This is a genomic window from Bartonella sp. PS7NMGDW (assembly GCF_042193585.1).
Classification (GTDB): domain Bacteria; phylum Pseudomonadota; class Alphaproteobacteria; order Rhizobiales; family Rhizobiaceae; genus Bartonella; species Bartonella grahamii.
Genome location: NZ_JBHILX010000067.1, coordinates 1 through 1531, shown reverse-complemented (window position 1 = coordinate 1531; position 1531 = coordinate 1). Strand labels below are relative to the sequence as shown.

Below are 1531 nucleotides of genomic sequence, written 5' to 3'. Positions count from 1 at the left end.
TAGATAAAAATATATGGACAATACCAAAAGAAAACATGAAAGGTATTGTAGGAAAGGTTTCAGATTTTCGCGTGCCACTAAGTGATGAAGCTTTGAGAGTTATTGAAAAAACTCTCCCCTTTGAAAAGAATGGTTTTCTCTTTTCTGGTCTTAGAGGCAACCCCATTTCTGATGCCACCATGGCAAAATATATGACAATTTGCGGCTTAACCTATCGTCCCCATGGTTTTCGTTCAAGCTTACGGGATTGGATAGCAGAGACAACGTCAACACCATTTGAGATTGCCGAAACTGTTCTTGCCCATTCAGTTGGGAGTTCAGTGACAAAAGCTTATATGCGAACGGATTTTTTAGAACAGCGACATGTTCTCTTGGAACAGTGGGCTTCATTTATAACAGGAAAGGCTTGACATTATTTCTGTAATGTGTATTTTCGAATCAGGTGCTTAACAAACACCTTAAAACAACTAGCGGATTGGTTACCGAAATAACTAATTTTCCGCATATTAAAAGCTTTGACTCATTGTATGTTAGACGCATATAATGATTTCGTCGGGTGTGGTTATGCTATAAAATACCTTCACGGGGAAAGCATAACGACGGGCTAGTTGCCGTGTTTGTTAGCACCCGGCACTCTTTTTTAGAGTGTCATTAACAAACCTCTAACAACTAGGAGTTCACTATGAACACTCTCATAGAAATTAAAGAACAAATCATTGGACAAGAAACTGTTCAAACTGTTAACGCACGCGAGTTGCATACGTTTTTAGAAGTTAATATACGCTTCAACGATTGGATTTCACGACGGATTGAAGAATATTCTTTTCAAAAAAATCAGGACTTTGTGAGTTTTACTCAAAAAAGAGTAAAACCTAAAGGCGGTCGTCCAAGTACAGAATACCACATCACTTTAGACATGGCGAAAGAGCTCTCAATGGTGGAACGTAACGAGAAAGGACGCCAAGCACGTCGTTACTTTATTGAGTGTGAGAAAAAACTAAAAAACCAAGCTGTTGATTATGATAATGATACGCGCTTTGATTTGCCAAGTTATTGGGAAGGTATGAACGCTGGCGAAAAAGTTTTATATCTTTTAGGTCCTATTCATATGCGTCTTCTTGATGCCTTCAGAGTAGATGAAGAGAATAGAAAATATAAAGCCCTCATTAAAGAAGCTAAGCGGGTTTTAGCAACATCTGTTACGAAAGCTGCTTAGTTTTAAAACCGATTTCATCTCCCCGTTTCAAAAGCGGGGAGGGGATAAAGCTTTCAGTTTTTGGTTAGCCACTGTTTTAAATGTACAAAGACATTATTGATAGTCTCCATGAGACGAGCAAAATTAAGAAACCATTTTCTAAAGAATTTCGCGCGTCTCAGAGTATGTTTAGAGTCGGATATTTGGTTTTTGTGTAAAAATATTTCCTACAGCATCTATAAGGCGTGAAAAATCAAGCGCTAATAAGAGTATAATGAGTACAATCCATTTCGTATAACGCGACATCACTTTTACACTTTTGTAGGTCATGATGAT

At 37.8% G+C, this 1531-nt stretch carries 2 protein-coding genes; both read left to right on the top strand.

Annotation, left to right across the window (positions count from 1 at the left end):
* Positions 1-410: tyrosine-type recombinase/integrase (locus ACFIKJ_RS09200; protein WP_375670536.1), on the top strand; the 410-nt coding region annotated here is incomplete at its 5' end.
* A 272-nt stretch (positions 411-682) separates the two neighbouring features.
* A complete protein-coding gene (locus ACFIKJ_RS09195; RefSeq protein ID WP_375627571.1) occupies positions 683-1216 on the top strand; it encodes an antA/AntB antirepressor family protein in 534 nt (177 codons plus the stop codon).
* Positions 1217-1531 lie beyond the last annotated feature (315 nt).